Here is an 18,468-nt window from a genome sequence, read left to right on the forward strand (position 1 = left end):
ATAGTGCGGTGCTCAGTGTAATAAATACACTAAGAATAGCCAATTTAAAGTATGTTGCCCTGGTAAACACGCACGGCAAAAATACAATCATTTTAAAAAACAAGAAGTGTTGGGGCTATTATTTCTTGAGGCAGTTGTTAAATATTTCAGAACTTCGAAAGTATTAATCAATATCTAATCTAGCAGCATATAATCGTTTTTATGGTTAAGACAATTTTGTGAATTGATAAATGGAGCGGATTCGATATATGTGTGCGGAGGTTGTTCTTAAATATGAATTTTAAACAGACTCTATAAGAGTCAAGTTTTTTTAGTTGTTTCAACATACATTTCTACTATGTAGCTTGTGTTATTCTTCTATTTCAAAACAGCACATAAATTTAGGTTTTTCTTACTCTCACAAAATTACATTAACTTAGTTACCTTTTAAAAATGCTAAAAAAAGAATTTAATTTAAGATAACATGTTAGATTTTATAACAAAATCCATATCAAAACTTTTCGGAAATAAATCAGATAGAGATGTAAAAGATATATATCCTATTGTAGAGCAAATAAAAGAAGAGTATGCAAAATTGCAGTCCATTTCCAATGATGAGTTGCGTAATAAGACAGCAAGTTTTAAAGCTGCAATTGCCGAAGCTTGTAAGGAAAATACGGATAAAGTAGCTGCGCTTAAAAAGCAAACGGAAGAGGATACCACACTCTCTTTAGATGAAAAAGAAAAGCTATATAAGCAAATTGATGAAATTGAAAAAGAAACGCTTTCAATAATTGAAAAAACATTGATGGATATTTTGCCGGAAGCATTTGCTGTGGTGAAAGAAACTGCAAGACGTTTTTCAGAGAATAAAACGATAGAAGTTAGTGCCTCGGATTTAGATAAAGAGTTTGCTGTTACTAAGGAATATGTAAAGGTACAGGGCGATAAAGCGTTGTGGACTAATTCATGGATAGCGGCAGGAAGTCAAATTACTTGGAACATGGTTCACTACGATGTGCAGTTGATTGGTGGTGTGGTGTTGCATCAAGGGAAAATTTCTGAGATGGCAACAGGAGAGGGGAAAACATTGGTTGCTACATTACCCTTGTATTTGAATGCATTAGCCGGAAGAGGCGTGCATGTAGTTACTGTAAATAACTATCTTTCGAAACGCGACTCGGAATGGAACGGTCCATTGTTTGAGTTTTTAGGATTAACAATTGATTGTATTGATAAGCATGAACCTAATTCCGAAGAAAGACGAAAGGCTTATTTGGCGGACATTACATACGGCACAAACAATGAATTTGGCTTTGATTATTTAAGAGATAATATGTCTCGTACTCCAGAGGAATTGGTGCAACGTAAACACCATTTTGCCATTGTAGATGAGGTAGATTCGGTATTAATTGATGATGCGCGTACTCCACTTATTATTTCAGGGCCTGTGCCTAAAGGCGATAAGCAGGAGTTTATGCAAATGAAACCCAAAGTAGAAAAATTGGTTAATGCTCAAAAAACATATTTGAATACCGTTTTGGCAGATGCAAAACGATTGCTCACAGAACAGAAAAATGAAAAAGAAGGAGGATTGGCTTTGCTGCGTTGTTACAGAGGATTACCTAGAAACAAAGCCTTAATTAAATTTTTAAGTGAACCGGGTATTAAAACTACTTTGTTGAAAACTGAAAATCAATACATGCAGGATCAGTCAAGAGAGATGCATAAGGTGGATGCTGAATTGTTTTTTGTGATAGATGAGAAGAATAATTCTATCGAGATGACTGATAAAGGGATCGATTTAATTACCTCAAATGACGAAGACTCTAAATTTTTCGTATTGCCTGATGTAGGTGCCGAAATAGCGGATATAGAGCGGTCTGCAGCTACTGCAGAAGAGAAAATAACACGAAAAGAAACAATGCTTCGTGATTTTGCTATTAAATCGGAGCGAGTACATACCATCCAACAATTGCTTAAAGCATATGCATTGTACGAAAAGGATGTAGAGTATGTAGTAATGGATAGCAAAGTGAAAATTGTTGATGAGCAAACAGGGCGTATCCTTGATGGTAGGAGGTATTCAGATGGATTGCATCAAGCAATTGAAGCGAAGGAAAACGTAAAAATTGAAGCTGCGACACAAACCTACGCAACTATTACATTGCAGAATTATTTTAGAATGTACCATAAACTTGCCGGTATGACAGGTACTGCAGAGACAGAGGCAGGTGAGTTGTGGGATATCTATAAGTTAGATGTTGTTGTAATTCCTACAAACAGAGGAATTGTTAGAAAAGATATGGAAGATTTGGTTTACAAAACCAAACGAGAAAAGTATAATGCCGTAATTGATGAAGTTGATAAATGTGTAAAAGCCGGAAGGCCGGTATTGGTGGGTACTACATCGGTTGAAATATCGGAAGTGTTAAGTAGGATGTTGAAATTGCGAGGCATTAAACACAATGTGTTAAATGCTAAGTTGCATCAAAAAGAAGCAGATGTTGTGGCAGAAGCTGGTAAGCCGGGAACCGTTACTATTGCTACGAATATGGCTGGTAGGGGTACAGATATTAAGTTAGGTGAAGGAGTAAAGGAGGCCGGAGGTCTTGCTATTATTGGTACAGAAAGACACGAGTCTAGACGTGTGGATAGGCAGTTGCGAGGTAGAGCCGGAAGACAAGGAGATCCGGGTACCTCACAGTTTTTTGTTTCGTTGGAAGATGATTTGATGCGTCTATTTGGATCAGAAAGAATAGCTGCTATCATGGACAGAATGGGGGCTGAGGAAGGAGAGGTAATTCAACACAGCATTATTACCCGTTCGATAGAAAGAGCACAGAAAAAAGTAGAGGAAAACAACTTTGGTATTCGTAAGCGATTGATTGAATACGATGATGTGATGAATGCGCAACGTGATGTAATTTATACAAAGCGTAAACATGCTTTATTCGGAGAGCGTTTGTCAATTGATATTGCAAATAGTATATACGATATTTGTGAGTCATTGATTACTGAAGCTAAAGAGGCTGCCGACTACGAAACGTTGAGTTTAGATTTTATCAAAATATTTTCAATGGAAGTTCCTTTTACAGAAGAGGAACTTACTAAGAAAGCTACAGCCGAGTTGGTAGATAAGACCTATCATATTTTGCAAGCTAGCTATACCAAAAAAACAGAGGATGCTGCAACTAAGGCGTTTCCTGTAATAAGCAACATATTTTTGAATGCGACTAATAATTTTGAAAATATTGTTATTCCTTTTTCTGATGGAATCAAGACATTAAGCGTGTATGCTAATTTGCGTAAGTCTTTTGAAACCCAGGGTAGAGAAGTGGTATTGTCTTTTGAGAAAGGTGTAACGCTTGCCATGATTGACGATACCTGGAAAGAACATTTGCGAGAAATGGACGATTTGAAACAATCGGTTCAGAATGCGGTGTACGAACAAAAAGATCCGTTGCTGATATATAAGTTTGAGTCGTTTAAACTATTTAAAAAAATGTTGAGCGAAGTAAATAAGGATATTGCATCGTTCTTGTTTAAAGCTCAATTACCTACTTCTACCGATCAACCATTGCCACAGCAGCAAGCTAGGGTTGTTCCGCAAAAACAACAGCTTAAAGAATCACGTGCAGAGCAAACTACCACAACATCTTCTGATGGAACAACTACTGCCCAACCTAAAACTCAACCGGTACGAGCAGAAGTAAAAATTGGCAGAAACGATCCTTGTCCTTGCGGAAGTGGCAAGAAGTTTAAACAGTGCCATGGGAAGTAATAGATAGAAGTGGAACATGAACAACATCAGACGATATAGAAGATTATGGCCAATTTTAATTGGACTATATCAATTAATCAAAGGAGGGTATTCTTATTTTACAAGAGACGATGCTCAATGGCATCATATTGTTTCTCCTTTTGTTGCATTAGGCTTTTGGATTGTGTGTGCTTGGTTAAATAATGGATATTCTTTTAAGGGTAGAGATTGAAAAAAATGGAATCAATTTATTTCTGAATCGGTACTCTGCTCGTAACCTCCACCGGAATGGTTCTTCTAAATAAGAATTTCCCAACGGTGATAGTTCCTTTTACTTGTACGGTGGCATCTTTGCTTTTTGCCAGTTGTGTAGCTTGAGCAAGCAAACCCATTGAAATTCCGGGTAATTCCCCGTGAATGTCAAATTGTATGGTGTGTTCTCCTTTGGCTTTTATTTTAATGTTTTCATCTAGTTTTACTAACCCTAAATCTATATTGTTAATTTTTACATTTAATGCAGAACCATAAATTTTAACCCCCATTTTATTAGGGTTATCAATTGTTGCATTAATAGTGGCATCAATACCCTTGTCTAAAGAAATACTTTTAACTTTTGCTTCGTTCAATTTCTTAAAAACAATTGGCTCTATTGGCTTGCAGGATTGCATAAAGCTACCTATAATGAATACCAACAGAAACTGTACCCCGTATTTTATATTTTTTCTCAATTTGTTTTCGTTTTAATTAAACATTCATAATTCTTAATTCGCAATTTCCTCAATACCCCCAAGCACCCCTAAATGAATCGAAAATATCAATTCCGAATTTTAACATTCCGGAAACGTCTGCATGTGCACTTTTAGATACAACATAATATGTGCCAATTTTAAAACGAAGTTTCCATTTGTTTATGTTTATAGGTTTTTCAATGCCTCCGTAAACTTCTGCATGTTGAAAATTATTTTTATTTATCGCTAAAAAGCCTGCTCCGGCAACTTCCATTAATTTCAATTTTTTTAGTAATGGAATTTTATTTAAAATTTTTCCATTGAACCGATGTAAGTAGTGAACTTGAAAATACTCGTTAGTAGTATTCAAAGAAGTATCTAGCAATTGAAAGGAGCGCAACGGGTCGGAAAAAAAGTAATTATCGGATCTTCTAAAAAATTTATTCTCGGTAAATAGCAATGATTTACTGTTTAAGAATTTACCAGTGTACACTTTCCATTTCGATTCTCCGAAGGAGCCAAATTTCCATGTGTCCCAAACTCGGAGTTCTATAAATTCGTAATTGGAAATACTTTTAAGAATGTTTGGAATGCCCTTTTTATAAGCTACTGCAAAGGTTGGATATTTAGAACCAATCACAATTTTTTTGTAAGGCTCGGTGTAGAACTTCTGTGCGGGTGTATATTTCAAGGTGAATTCTAATGCAAATTTTGTAAAATCAGGAAATGCAGCTCCTTGATTATTGCTGCCAAATGCGTCATTCGACCAGCTACTATATTTTAAATTGGTAATCGTATTTACTTCGGTATATTCAGCCGTTACATCCAGATACGCACCGTTGAATATTTCGATTTCATTTCCAATATCGTAGCCAACATTGTTTACAATATTGCTCATGCTTAAAATGTTTGCAAACGATTCGTACCCATTTACAAATCCATAATCATTGGAATATTTGGTATGAATGCGACCAAATTTTTTGGGCAAATACGTGTACGAAACAGACGCATCGCCTTTTAAATCATTATTGGTAAATCCGTAGTGCAATGCGGTTCCTATTGTTAATTTGTATCCCTTTTTAAATTCTTTGGTATAGTTTCCCGCCAAGCGCTGCCTATATCCGCCAACTCCAAAAATTCCGAAGAGGGTATTATTTATCATTCCATCAATGTACCAGTCTTGCTTTTTAAAGCTATTTTCAAACGATACGCCTCCGAGAAATTCGTACCAATATATTTTATTGGTTAACGAGTCTTGCATAGCCAAATATTTGGGTGATTTGTAGTAAGTGTCTATACTATCTGTGGTAGCAATGAATTTTTGTTCTTCTTCTTTTAGCGTTATGGGTCTTTTGCTATTCCAGTAGGATGTGTCTTTGTCGTAAGCATTATCTGTAATTACACTTAGCTCGTTGTTAAAAAAATTCTTTTTAAAAACCGGATTCAAATTATAATTGCTATACTGAATATAGGTGCTGCCAATCATGGTGGCTTTGCCTTCTTTTGTGTTATAAAAAAATTCTTCTTTTGTTAAAGCCCATTTATTGTTATTTAGTTGTGAGTATTTTTGAAACAGTCTAAAATAATTGAAGTGCGTAAGTACTGATTTATCAATTTCTAAATCGACTGCTTTAATGCACCAAATACTATCTACAATATAAATATGTCCGCTAAATAGTGCTGCATCAGTTCTTCGTGGTGTAACCTTTATTTTATTTACCCACACGTTGTCTTCCCAAAAATACTCTTCCAGTTTAAATCGGTACGACAAAAAAGTAGCATTGTTTAAAGGAGATACTAATGGAGAGCTTAATAGTGTTGGGTTTGCAATCAAGTTGTCGTAAAAATTAAATTCGGCATCTGCAATACTTGTTTTAAATAAGTTGAGATTTACAGCTGCTTGTTTTGGTTTATCCTTGTCATCGTAAAATGATATTGTAAAATTATTATGAGTTGATTTATCTGCCAAATCTTTGTACGCTTCTTTAATTTCTTTTAAACTGTTGGGTGCAGAAAAATAAACAGTAGCAAACGATTCAATAAAATTCATACGTTCTTTTGTAAGCTTTTTTTCTTCCTCCTCTTGTAATGAATCTTTTTTTATTTTTTTAATGTATTCTTTTTCTAACGAAGATTTTATGTATGCATTGCACGTATAGTTGTCGGACAATTCTCTGAAATTACTTTTTGCACCAAGTGCTTTCCGAATAATGGCATAAGCAGGATCTTCTTTTTCAGTAGTAATCGTAACTTCATTAAGCTGCGAAACAGAAGGCAATAGTGTAATATTTAGAATTTCATTTTTCTGAAAAATGGTAATGGGTACAATTTTTTTTTCGTAGCCAATCATGGAGAAAACGATTTCGTAATTACCATTATCTAACTCGATAAAGTAATCTCCTTTGATGTTAGACGAAACACCGTACGTGGTTTTATTTATGTACACACTTACGTAGGGAATCGTATTCCCATCGCTATCTTTTATATTTCCACTTAGTCGGTAGGCAACTATGTTGGGGGATATTAGCAGGAATGCCATTGCCAGTAGCGGTTTCAATGCAATAATAGGAATCCGGAAATTTAGTTGTCTTGGGATATAAACACGCATATTTGCTAATTCAGCAACAATTTCATACTTTAAGATACTAATAAACTGTTAGTTATGAAATTAGGAATTCCTAAAGAAACAAAACTGAAAGAAAATCGTGTTGCACTTAGCCCCGATGTTGTAAAAGACCTTGTGAAAAAGGGATTTGAAGTGCAAATAGAAGCTGGAGCCGGGATAAATTCTTTTTTTGCAGATGAACAATATCAAACAGCAGGTGCAACAATAGTTGCAGACAAGAATAAAATTTACTCCGATTCTGATGTGGTATTAAAAGTAAATGCACCAGCTGTTGACGAAATTGCAACTATGAAAAAAGGTGCAGTTTTAATGTCGTTCATGTGGGCAGCCACAAATCCGGAAATGGTAAGCGCGTGCGAAAAGGCAGGTATATCGGCATTTTCCATGGATGCAGTGCCCCGTATTTCTCGTGCACAAAAAATGGATGCACTTAGTTCACAAGCAAATTTGGGCGGTTATAAGGCCGTATTGCTTGCTGCAGATACCATTGGAAAAATATTGCCAATGATGACAACTGCGGCAGGAACAATTCGTCCAGCTAAGGTTGTAATATTTGGAGCGGGAGTAGCAGGTTTGCAAGCAATTGCAACTGCTAAACGTTTAGGTGCAGTAGTAGAAGTAAGTGATATTCGACCAGAAACAAAAGAACAAGTGCAGTCGTTAGGAGGAAAATTTATCGAAGTAAAGGGCGATGAAAGTATTAAGATGGAAGGTGGCTATGTAAAAGGAGTGTCTGAAGAATTTTTGAAAAAGCAGCAAGAGCTTGTTTCTAAACACGTGAAAGAAGCGGACATAGTTATTACTACAGCATTAATTCCGGGAAAAAAAGCGCCTCTATTAGTTACAGATGAAATGGTAAAAAGCATGCGATTCGGCTCTGTAATTGTTGATATGGCAGTTGAGCAAGGAGGAAATGTGGTGGGTAGCGAATTAAATAAAACAGTTCAAAAGCACGGTGTTACAATTATTGGAGAAGGTAATATTCCAAGTTTATTGCCTATGAATGCAAGCGATTTGTATGCACGAAATATGCAAACACTTTTTCTTCATTTAGCAGATAAAGATAAATTTAAGTGGGAATTAGACGAAGAAATTACGAAGGGTTCGTTGATTGTACACAACGGTGTAGCTGTACATCCCAGTGTTAAAGCCAAAGTAGCTTAATATTTAATTTAAAAAATAAATTTATATGGAAAACGTATTAACTCTTTTTTCAGAACATCGTGATTTAATTTACTTTGTGATACTCTCTATTTTTGTGGGAATCGAAGTTATTGGTGGTGTGCCAACAGTATTGCATACTCCACTAATGAGTGGTGCCAACGCTATTCACGGAGTTGTAATTGTAGGTGCTATTCACGTAATGTTGAATGTAGATACCACAAATTATATAGCACTCGGATTAGGATTTTTGGCAGTACTACTGGGAACATTAAATGTGGTTGGGGGATTTGTTGTTACAGACAGGATGTTGGAAATGTTTAAGAAGAAATAATGTTCTTAAAATTCTAAATACTAAACACTAAATTCTAAGAAATGGGAAATAAGGTGTATGATTTAGAGGAAAGGACATTTTTATTTGCAAAGAAGACTAGGGAATTTGTTAAAAAGCTAGAAAAAAATGTTTGGAATAAGGAAGATATAAAACAGGTAGTAAGGGCATCCGGCTCAATAGCTGCAAACTATATAGAAGCGAACGAAAAATTAGGAGATAAGGATTTTTTAATGAAAATTAGAATTTCAAAGAAGGAATGAAAGGAAAGTATTTTGTGGCTAAGATTACTGGATGTTGAGGTAAAAACAACTGACAAAGAAAGGGTTGATTTAATAAATGAAGCAACTGAATTGAAGAATATATTAGGCGCAATTTATAAGAAATCATTAATCAAGACTACTAATTTTTAGAATTTAGAAATTAGGTATTAGAAATTAAAAAAAAGGTATGAAACACGCACTACTCGAAATTTGTTATTTAATTGGATCGGTAACTTTTATTCTTGGACTTAAAATGATGGGCAATGCCAAAACTGCTCGAAAGGGTAATTTGGTGGGAGCTGTGGGAATGACAGTTGCTATTATTGGCACCATATTTTTGCACGAAGGAGCTGTATCTCCTATTATATATAGTCTAATTTTTTCGGCTATTGCGTTAGGTACTATTATAGGTTGGTTTACCGCAAAGCGAGTTCAGATGACTAAAATGCCTGAATTAGTTTCTATGTTTAATGGTATGGGTGGGGCTTGTGCTGCGTTAATAGGGCTGATGGAATACGAACACAATTTAAATAATACAAGTGCTTTAATTCCAATTGTAGCAGGGTTGGTAATTGGTAGTGTTTCTTTTTCGGGGTCAATTATTGCATATCTGAAGTTGAATGGAACTATGAATAAACCTGTTCGATTGCCTTCCTATAATTTAATTAACAATGTTGTAATGCTTACGCTGCTAGTGTTTGCAGCATGGATAGTAGTTGCATCTCCTTCAGGTGCTGCAATGTTATATGCATTATTTGTGCTAGCTATTTTGTACGGAATTTTATTTACAGTTCCAATTGGAGGTGCAGATATGCCGGTTGTAATTTCGTTGCTTAACTCATTTACCGGATTAGCTGCGGCTTTCGGAGGATTTTTATATGATAATTATGTAATGCTTACTGGCGGTATATTAGTTGGCTCTGCAGGTACATTACTTACATTGGCTATGTGTAAAGCCATGAATAGGCCATTGAGCAATGTAATATTTGGTGCATTTGGTGGTGGAGCTGCTGCTGCAGGTGCTGGCGATGACACAAAAGGAAGTATAAAAGATGTAACAGTTAGCGATTTGGCAGTAATGATGAATTATTCCAAAAAAGTAGTAATCGTACCAGGTTATGGATTGGCTGTGGCACAAGCACAGCACGTTATTCACGAGTTAGAAGTTTTATTGGAAGAGCGAGGGGTAGAAGTTAAGTATGCAATACATCCTGTAGCAGGACGTATGCCTGGACATATGAATGTGTTGCTCGCAGAATCGAATGTAGATTATGGAAAGTTAATTGAGATGGAAGAGATTAATCCTGAGTTTGACCAGACAGATGTAGTGCTTGTAGTAGGCGCGAATGATGTTGTGAATCCTGCGGCAAAAACAGACCCATCTTCCCCTATTTATGGAATGCCAATTTTGGAGGTAGAGCGTGCTAAAAATATTATTATCAATAAACGCTCTATGAATGCCGGTTATGCCGGAATTGATAATTTATTATTCTACAATCCTAAAACAAGTATGTTTTTTGGAGATGCCAAAAAAGCACTCACTGATCTTGTAGCAGAGCTTAAAACACTTTAGCTTACAAATTGTTTAAAGTTCAATTTTGTAACCATTATATGTCATTCCCGCAAATGCAGGAATCTCTTCCAAATAGGCCGGAGATGTCAATTTTCATAGGCATTACAGTTGAATGGACTTTATTCACAGCCTGACTTTAAACAACTTCATTTTAAAATGGAAAACAACAAAAAGACTTCCGTTAATTAATGTTAAATAATTTTGGCACAACTATTGATACACTATGTATAAAAGAATAAGTTTGTATCTTTAGGTTAACAGATTGTTAGGAATGAGAAATATTGTCATAGTTGTATTTACTTTAATTAGTTGGGGTTTTGTTGCGCAAACAACCTTTAGCGATCCTTTTGCTCCAATTATTAAATTTGACAACGAAACATATGATTTTGGTTCGATAAAAAAAGGAGCTGATGGTAGTTGTGAGTTTAAGTTTAAAAATGAAGGACAAGACCCTTTGATAATCGATCGCGTAGAGCCCGGATGTGCTTGTGTAGTTACAAAATGGCCTAAAAGACCAATACGAAAAGGAAGAACAGGTAAAATAAAAGTTAAGTATTACACAGAACGTGTCGGACCAATTGACAAATACGTAACCATACGCTCAAATTCACAAACCGGACCAATTATATTGAAGCTGAAAGGCAATATAGGCGGGTAGTTCCAAACTAAAGTTTGAAATTATAAATGAAGAATTAAAAATTATAAATTGAATAAAATGAAAAAATTAGTAATTACAGGAGCGTTAGCTTTAGCTTTCTTTGCAAATTATAACGCACAAGAAAAAGTAGCACCAAAAGAATCTACACCTGCGGTTGCTGTAAATCCAAATGCTGCAGAACTAAAATTTGAAAAAGAAACACACGATTATGGCACCATAAAACAAGGCGCAGATGGAAATTGTGAGTTTAAATTCAAAAATACAGGAAAAGAGCCCTTGATAATTAGTAATGCACAAGGATCGTGTGGTTGCACCGTGCCAATTTGGCCTAAAGAACCAATTAAGCCGGGAGAATCAAGCACTATTAAGGTTCATTATGATACTAAGCGGGTAGGTGCAATTAGTAAAAGTGTAACCATTACATCTAATGCCAAAAATAGCCCTGCTGTTATTAAGATAAAGGGATTGGTAGAAGCAGCTCCTGCTGAAGAGCCATTTCCAACTAAGAAAACAGACAATGGCGCAACACCTTTTGAAAAAACAACAACCGGATTTAACTAAAAACAGATTATAAAAAAGAAAACTATGAAAAAAGCAATTTTATCAATTGGAGTAGTACTTTGTTTAGTATTTGCTTCTAATGCACAGGAATCTACTACTACATCTATTAATCCGAACGCTCCGGATATGAAGTTTGAAACTGAAGTGATGGATTATGGTTTAATAGAGCATGGATCGAATGGAGTGCGTGAGTTTAAATTTAAAAATGTAGGTAAAGAGCCTTTAATCATTACTAATGCTGTTGGATCTTGCGGATGTACTACTCCGGAATGGCCTAAAGAACCTATTAAGCCAGGTGGAAGTGGTGTAATTAAAGTAAAATACGATACACAACGTGTAGGTAATTTCGAAAAAACTGTTACTCTAACTTCTAATGCAAAAGAAGCTAATAAAGTAATAAGAATTAAAGGGTCTGTAAAAGCGGCACCTGCTGCTCCAGCTGAAGGAGAAAAGAAAGCGAACTAAGCTAGTTAAATTTTTATAACAAAAAAGCCGTTAGATAAAACATCTAACGGCTTTTTTGTTATAATGTTTTTCCTCAAAAGCCAACTGCATATAACTAAAGATTAGTAAGGAGTTTGGTATTTTGAATAAGTAAAATGCCTTCCTAATACCAAATTGAGGCTGCACCTACTAAGATAGATAGTGCGCTTATTACAATAGCTTCTATGATTTAATAGCAACCAAAGCACCATCTTGTAACACAGGAATAATGGACGTTTGATTAGGAGTTAAGCAAAAACGAATGTCGTTTTTTAGTCCTAAACGAGCCAAGCGTTCTTTGTGTGAGGAGTAATTTAAAAATTTAAGGGGATCTTTTTCGGCTATTTGGTATAAATATTTAAGAGCTAGACATCCGTCTCCGTGCGCATATTCTGCTGAACGTTTTTGGATTTCTTCTGTTACGGATCCTGCAAATAGTGCATCTTCCAAGTTGAATTTGTTTTTCCACCCGGAACACAACAATAATATGTTTTTATTTTGCTTTACCAACCAATCACACAACGCATCAATATTTAAGAACGAACCAATTACCACTTTGTGTGATTCTTTGGCAGCTTCAATAGCTTGTGTGCCGTTTGTGGTTGTAAGTACCAGCGTTTGTCCCTTTATGTTTTCACCCATGTAATCGTATGGAGAGTTCCCAAAATCAAAACCATCGAGCTTTACCGCATCGCGCTCTGCACCTACTAAATAGCCTTGTTCTTTGTATTTTCTAGCTTCTTCAACCGTAGCAACTGGAATTATTTTTTCGGCACCATTTTCAAAAGCGATACAGATAGCAGACGTAGCACGAAGTATATCAATGATTACAACAATGTTGTCATCATTCCTGTAAACAGGATATAAGTAAGGGGAGAAACAGGCGTCTATTGTTAAACTCATTGATTGAAAAAATTACTTTCCTAAAAACGGTATTTTTACCACTTTAGCTTTTAATTGTTTATCGCGGATTTTTATAAAGATTTCTGAATCTATTTTGGAGCTGCCTGTAGCAACATATCCTAAGCCTAACCCTTTTTGCAACGTAGGCGATTGTGTGCCCGAAGTAACAACTCCCAAAAGAGCACCTGTAGCATCAACAATTTCGTAGCCATGACGAGGAATGCCTCTGTCAAGCATTTCGAAGCCAACCAGTTTTTTTGTTACACCTTTTTCTTTTTGATTTTTTAAATATTCGCTATTGGTGAATGTTTTGGTAAACTTTGTTATCCATCCCAGTCCAGCTTCTATCGGTGACGTTGTATCATCAATATCATTGCCATACAAACAGAATCCCATTTCTAAGCGCAGGGTATCACGTGCTCCAAGACCAATTGGCTTTATTCCAAATTCTTTTCCGGCATCTATAATAGCGTCCCACATTTTTTCGGCATATTGGTTTTCAAAATAAATTTCAAATCCTCCTGCGCCTGTATATCCTGTATTTGAAATAACCACATTCTCTACACCGTTAAAAGTTCCTTTCTTAAAGCTATAATAAGGAATCTCCGAAAGATTAATAGAAGTAAGCTTTTGCAAGGCTGTTATAGCTTTGGGGCCTTGAATTGCAAGCAGAGAAGTTTTTTCGGAAATATTTACCATCTCTACATTGTCGGAATTAAACTTCTTAATCCAGTTCCAATCTTTTTCTATGTTAGATGCATTTACTACCAACATATAGGTTTTTGCATCAATTCGATAGACCAATAAATCATCTACAATACCTCCTGTTTCATTTGGCAAGCAAGAATATTGAGCTTTGCCGTCTGTTAATGCGGCAACATCATTGGATGTTACACGTTGGATTAAATCAAATGCTTTTTCTCCTCTTATAATAAACTCTCCCATGTGCGATACATCAAACATTCCAAGAGCGTTGCGAACGGTAGCATGTTCGTCATTCAATCCGGTATAACTTACAGGCATATTGTACCCTGCAAAAGGAACCATTTTAGCTCCCAATGAAATATGTTTTTTTTCTAATGCTGTGCTTTTTAGTTCGTTTACTACAGTCTCCATAGTATTGTTTTTTTTAATGATTTTGGATAAGTAAGATACATATTTTTGCTTATAACCCCTTGTAAACACTATCGTATTTTTTAACACCTACTGTCAAATCCCAAATTGGCTGTGCATTTATGCGAATAGTTCTGCTTTCAATAGTTAGCAATTGTGGCAATGCATCTACCACTTTTGCAAAAGACAATTCAGAAAAATCATCTACCAATAATCCACATTTAGTAGCTTGAATTATTTCTTCTACATCGCCAATTTTATTGCCTATCATTGGAATCCCTAATGCCGATAATTCGCCCATTTTAATGGGAGAACTGGCAATCTTGGAATACAAAGGTTTTATAAAAAGCGGACTTACATCAAAAGCACAAACCAATTGCGACACTTCTTTTTTTGTTGCTTTTTTAATAATCAATTTTGAGGTGTCAATTACTAATTCTTTTGCAGCACGTTCTATTTCATGGGCTGGTGTTGCTGTTAGAAAAATAAAATATGCTTCGGGAAATTTTTTCAAAACAGCATTGTAAAACTTTAGCAATTCCGGTAGCATATACCAAGTTCCCAAAGAGCCCAAATAGCCTACCGCTAAAGCATTTTCAGCAACGCCCAGTATTTTTTTTGCCTTTTCTTTTTTCTCAGGAGTATTTACTTCAAAAAAAGAAAAATCGGCAGCGCAGGGTATAACTGTAATAGGAGCATTTGCGTAACTATCCCAACGCTGAATTTCTCTTTGACCTGCAAAAGTTAATGATACAATGGCATCTGAGGTGTTTATATAGTTGGCTTCTTTTCGTTTATATCGTTTGTATAAAAACTTTCCTAGCAAACTTTTTTTATTCCAAATGCCGCCATCTACACGTTCGTCCACCCAAAAGCCGCGCATGTCAAACAAAAATCTAGTTCCATATTTTTTTTTGAATAAATAACCAATCTCTGCTGCTACATAGCTACGACAATGAATAATATTTATTTTATGTTGCGAGCAAATGCGATTGGCTTCTTTTTTCAATAAATGTAAATCGTACAACTTAGCAACAATAGGTGGTTTGGAGTGAAATAAAATGGAATGCCACTGAATATTTTTCCCTTCAAGTAAAGAAAGTATTTCGCTTTTTTTTTCGTTAAGTATATGTTCTTTTTCACAACTAAGGATATGAAATTTATATCCCAGCTTTTCCAATTCTATAACATAAGGAAGAATTTGAGATTGCCCTACTTGGTCGGTTAAACCATCGTAGGTTATGTATAAGATAGTTTTCAAGATTTTATTAAATCGTTCAAGATTCGCAAATAGTTTTGTTTTTGAGAATCGACAGAATAATTCTCTACTATTGTTTTTCTGGCTTCTTTTCCCATTTGTTCTCTAAGTCCTTTCGAATCAATTAACTTAGACAGTACTTCTACCCATTGCTCGTCTGTTGAAGCCAAATAGCCATTTACACCATTGTTTATTATTTCGGTATTCATCCCAACTGGCGACATTACAGCCGGAATTTCCAGTGCCATGTATTGTAATCCTTTAAATCCACATTTCCCTTTCGACCATTCATCGTCTGGCAAAGGCATAATGCCAATGTCAATTTCTTGCAACTGTTCCATTTCGTCCTTCAACGACCATTTTACGCCATTAATTCCCAGAGAATCGTTTTTGTATGTTTCGTCTCCAATTACTTTAAAATAAACACTGTCGCCATATTTATTTTTTATTTGTCGTAAAAAGGAAACTGCAAGCTCAAAATGTTTAATGGTAGTATGGCTACCCGTCCAACCAATGCAAATTCTGTTTTTGCTTTTTCTGTTAGAATAATGGTAATTCAAGTCGATGGTAGTTGGAATGATTGTTACATTGGGATTGTATTTTCTTGCATATTCCGCTAAATAAGCATTCCCAGCAATTACAGTATCGCTTAGTGCAATTAACTTGGCTGTTTTTGCTGGATTTTTTAGCCATTTTAAACTTTTGTTTGCTTCAGAAATATCCATTAACCAAATTGAATCATCAAAATCAAAAACAATTTTTTTCCCAACTCGCTTCAGCATTTTTTCGAAAAAGATAGAGCCAGTCATAAATGCTTCTCTCTGAATAAATATTGCATCGTATGATTTAGCGGAACAGATGTCCCGCAATCTCCTATAGATAGCCTTGATTAGAATAATAAATTTAAAAATCCAATTACCGGAAGAATAAAAATACTTGTCATCAAACGCATCAAGTAAATAGGATAATTGACAGGTGTAGCCTTGCTCTTCTAAAAAAGAAAAATATTGTTCGAATCTAAATCGCTGACTTGGCGACCTGTTAATTCGATGTGCTCCGATAAACAATATTTTTGGCATTTTACACTCTTGCAATTTTTAACGCACAAAAGTAATTATTTAAGCCTATTAATAGCATCTTCTATCGAAAATAAACTACCGTTAAAGCTGACAGAAACTTATTAAATTTGTTCAATGTTTATTTTTGAAAAAAACACACCTAGGTGGATTATATTTTTTATTGATCTTGCATTAGCTTGTGCATCGCTAACATTGGCGTTTTTGTTGCGTTTTAACTTTGCTATTCCTGAAGTTGAGGTAGAGCGCTTTCCTATTGCATTTTCAGCAGCACTGGTAGTTCGCGCCATTAGTTTTTATATTTCCAAAACATACAAAGGAATTGTTAGATACACCGGCAGTAAGGATGCGCAGCGTATTTTTATAGTAAATACACTTGTTTGTGTTTTCTTTTTTGCGGCTAATTTTATAAACGTAAAACTTATTGGTGCCGAACTGTTTTTAATTCCAACCTCGGTAGTAATAATTGATTATTTGGCACTAACTTTCTTGATGATATCGCTGCGAATTATGTTTAAGGCGTTGTATTTTGAATTGAAAAACCCGGCTAAAAGCAAACGAAGTGTAATTATATATGGTGCAGGAGAAGCCGGCATTATTGCCCAAAGGACATTAGATAGAGACTTAGGAACGCGATACCATTTTCTTGGATTTATTGATGACGACAAATCGATAAGCGGACGAAAAGTGGAGGGTGTAACAATTTATCCACTTACTAAATTGGATGAGTTGCTTCAAAACAATGATGTAGCGCATGTAATAATATCGGTTGCAAATGTTCCAATAAGTACTAAGCAAAAAATAGTGGAACTTTGTCTAAAATACAAAACAAGAGTATTGCACGTACCTCCTGCAAGTAGTTGGATAAATGGGGAATTGAGCTTTAAGCAAATTAAGCGGATTAATATTGAAGATTTGCTGCAACGAGACCCTATTAAGCTGAATGAAGATGCTATTCGTAAAGAGATTGCTAATAAAGTGGTTCTTATAACAGGTGCTGCCGGCTCTATTGGAAGTGAATTGGTTAGGCAGGTTGCTCAATACAATCCTATGCAAGTTATTTTGCTAGACCAAGCAGAATCTGGCTTGTATGATATTGAGATGGAGCTTTTGGAAAAATACCAAGAGGAAAAAATTGAAGTTGTAATTGGCGATGTGCGCAACAAAGAACGAATGCGCAATCTTTTTAAAACTTTTAAACCAGCGGTAGTGTTTCATGCTGCGGCATACAAGCATGTGCCTATGATGGAAAATAATCCGTCTGAGTCTATATTTACCAACGTGTTGGGTACAAAAACGGTAGCTGATTTATCGGTGGAGTTTGGTGTTGAAAAATTTATAATGATTTCAACCGATAAGGCGGTAAACCCAACCAGTGTAATGGGAGCATCAAAACGTATTGCAGAAATTTATACCCAAGCGTTAAATAAAAACAACACGGGCACTCGTTTTATTACCACTCGATTTGGAAATGTGCTTGGCTCGAGCGGCTCTGTAATTCCAAGGTTCCGACAACAAATAGAGAAGGGTGGCCCAATTACCATAACTCATCCCGAGATAAATAGATTTTTTATGACCATTCCGGAAGCTTGCCAACTGGTTCTGGAAGCTGCTGCAATGGGCAAAGGCGGAGAAATATTTATTTTCGACATGGGAAAATCTGTTAAGATTGTTGACTTAGCAAAAAACATGATTGAACTATCCGGATTAACACTAGATAAAGACATTCAAATTGTATATACCGGATTACGGCCGGGGGAGAAACTATACGAAGAGCTTTTAAACAATAGCGAAAATACAGTGCCTACACACCATTCGCAAATTATGATTGCCAAGGTGCAAGAGTACAGTTTTGATGCTATTAATAAGCAGATTGAAGAATTAATTTCTTTATTCAACCAACAAAATAACAATGCAATTGTAAAGAAAATGAAACAGATTGTGCCTGAATATGTAAGTAACAATTCTGTTTTTGAGAAACTGGATTAAATA

The 18,468-nt window shown here is 35.5% G+C and carries 15 protein-coding genes and 1 pseudogene; 10 read left to right on the forward strand and 6 right to left on the reverse strand.

From position 1 onward, the window contains the following. Positions 1-463: 463 nt before the first annotated feature. Positions 464-3,763, forward strand: coding sequence for a preprotein translocase subunit SecA (gene secA / locus J0M08_10640; protein MBN8703514.1), 3,300 nt, complete (start codon positions 464-466; stop codon positions 3,761-3,763). A gap of 16 nt (positions 3,764-3,779) precedes the next feature. Then, entirely contained in the window at positions 3,780-3,974 is a 195-nt protein-coding gene (locus J0M08_10645; GenBank protein MBN8703515.1) for a hypothetical protein, read from the forward strand. Between the two features lie 16 nt (positions 3,975-3,990). On the opposite strand, the gene J0M08_10650 is transcribed toward J0M08_10645, so the two are convergent. Together J0M08_10650 and J0M08_10655 are read right to left on the reverse strand one after the other, a co-directional pair. After that, positions 3,991-4,470, reverse strand: a complete 480-nt coding sequence (locus J0M08_10650; protein MBN8703516.1) for an LEA type 2 family protein — start codon at positions 4,468-4,470, stop codon at positions 3,991-3,993. A gap of 49 nt (positions 4,471-4,519) precedes the next feature. Continuing rightward, the gene (locus tag J0M08_10655) at positions 4,520-7,078 is read right to left on the reverse strand and encodes a carboxypeptidase-like regulatory domain-containing protein (GenBank protein MBN8703517.1); all 2,559 of its coding nucleotides are present in this window, start codon (positions 7,076-7,078) and stop codon (positions 4,520-4,522) included. A gap of 54 nt (positions 7,079-7,132) precedes the next feature. On the opposite strand from J0M08_10655, the gene J0M08_10660 reads away from it, so the two are divergent. The 7 genes and pseudogenes from J0M08_10660 (at position 7,133) to J0M08_10690 (ending at position 12,108) form a co-directional block, all read left to right on the forward strand. Next, positions 7,133-8,260, forward strand: coding sequence for a Re/Si-specific NAD(P)(+) transhydrogenase subunit alpha (locus tag J0M08_10660; protein MBN8703518.1), 1,128 nt, complete (start codon positions 7,133-7,135; stop codon positions 8,258-8,260). A gap of 25 nt (positions 8,261-8,285) precedes the next feature. Further along, positions 8,286-8,591 (forward strand): NAD(P) transhydrogenase subunit alpha, encoded by a 306-nt coding sequence (locus J0M08_10665; GenBank protein ID MBN8703519.1) that lies wholly within the window; start codon positions 8,286-8,288, stop codon positions 8,589-8,591. A gap of 41 nt (positions 8,592-8,632) precedes the next feature. Then, positions 8,633-9,001: pseudogene (locus J0M08_10670) on the forward strand (four helix bundle protein). Between the two features lie 37 nt (positions 9,002-9,038). Next, on the forward strand, positions 9,039-10,424 hold the full coding sequence (locus tag J0M08_10675) for an NAD(P)(+) transhydrogenase (Re/Si-specific) subunit beta (GenBank protein MBN8703520.1): 1,386 nt from the start codon (positions 9,039-9,041) through the stop codon (positions 10,422-10,424). 271 nt (positions 10,425-10,695) lie between these two features. Continuing rightward, positions 10,696-11,082 carry a DUF1573 domain-containing protein gene (locus J0M08_10680; GenBank protein ID MBN8703521.1) on the forward strand — a complete coding sequence of 129 codons (387 nt, stop codon included), beginning with the start codon at positions 10,696-10,698 and terminating at the stop codon, positions 11,080-11,082. A gap of 57 nt (positions 11,083-11,139) precedes the next feature. Continuing rightward, on the forward strand, positions 11,140-11,643 hold the full coding sequence (locus J0M08_10685; protein MBN8703522.1) for a DUF1573 domain-containing protein: 504 nt from the start codon (positions 11,140-11,142) through the stop codon (positions 11,641-11,643). 24 nt (positions 11,644-11,667) lie between these two features. Further along, on the forward strand, positions 11,668-12,108 hold the full coding sequence (locus tag J0M08_10690; protein MBN8703523.1) for a DUF1573 domain-containing protein: 441 nt from the start codon (positions 11,668-11,670) through the stop codon (positions 12,106-12,108). 201 nt (positions 12,109-12,309) lie between these two features. Here J0M08_10690 and J0M08_10695 read toward each other — a convergent pair whose 3' ends face one another. Genes J0M08_10695 through J0M08_10710 form a run of 4 tightly spaced genes read right to left on the reverse strand, consistent with a single transcriptional unit; the run spans position 12,310 to position 16,479 of the window. Continuing rightward, positions 12,310-13,029, reverse strand: a complete 720-nt coding sequence (locus J0M08_10695; GenBank protein ID MBN8703524.1) for a 2-phosphosulfolactate phosphatase — start codon at positions 13,027-13,029, stop codon at positions 12,310-12,312. Positions 13,030-13,041: 12 nt separating this feature from the next. After that, a complete protein-coding gene (gene gcvT / locus J0M08_10700; GenBank protein ID MBN8703525.1) occupies positions 13,042-14,145 on the reverse strand; it encodes a glycine cleavage system aminomethyltransferase GcvT in 1,104 nt (367 codons plus the stop codon). Between the two features lie 49 nt (positions 14,146-14,194). Continuing rightward, a complete protein-coding gene (locus J0M08_10705; GenBank protein ID MBN8703526.1) occupies positions 14,195-15,403 on the reverse strand; it encodes a glycosyltransferase in 1,209 nt (402 codons plus the stop codon). Next, positions 15,400-16,479: a glycosyltransferase family 4 protein gene (locus J0M08_10710; GenBank protein ID MBN8703527.1), complete on the reverse strand. Its 1,080-nt coding sequence runs from the start codon at positions 16,477-16,479 to the stop codon at positions 15,400-15,402. Before J0M08_10710 ends, J0M08_10705 begins: the two co-directional genes overlap by 4 nt. 114 nt (positions 16,480-16,593) lie before the next feature. Between J0M08_10710 and J0M08_10715 the strand changes: the two genes are divergently transcribed. Continuing rightward, entirely contained in the window at positions 16,594-18,465 is a 1,872-nt protein-coding gene (locus J0M08_10715) for a polysaccharide biosynthesis protein (GenBank protein ID MBN8703528.1), read from the forward strand. The last annotated feature ends 3 nt before the right edge of the window (positions 18,466-18,468 follow it).

Source organism: Bacteroidota bacterium (assembly GCA_017303975.1).
GTDB lineage: Bacteria > Bacteroidota > Bacteroidia > JAFLBG01 > JAFLBG01 > JAFLBG01.